We start from the raw sequence: 246 nt of genomic DNA on the forward strand, positions 1-246 counted from the left end.
CCACACCCTCCCGAGTGCAGTACCATCGGCGCTGGAGGGCTTAGCTACCGGGTTCGGAATGTAACCGGGCGTTTCCCCTCCGCTATGACCACCGAAACAGCCATCAGCGAAACTCAACCAGCAACCCATCCCGGTCTCCCAGGAATTGGGGTGGTTGTTCGTTTGCTGTGAATCACACAGTGGACGCGTAGCACAAAGTTTGAGGTGGTTAAGCCCTCGGCCTATTAGTACCGGTCAACTCAACAC

General features: G+C 56.5%; 1 rRNA gene. It reads right to left on the bottom strand.

Annotation, left to right across the window (positions count from 1 at the left end):
• Positions 1-96: ribosomal RNA gene (rrf, locus tag ADL15_RS24460) — 5S ribosomal RNA — on the bottom strand; the annotation flags it as partial.
• Positions 97-246 lie beyond the last annotated feature (150 nt).

It is taken from the genome of Actinoplanes awajinensis subsp. mycoplanecinus (genome assembly GCF_001509495.1).
Classification (GTDB): Bacteria; Actinomycetota; Actinomycetes; order Mycobacteriales; family Micromonosporaceae; genus Actinoplanes; species Actinoplanes palleronii.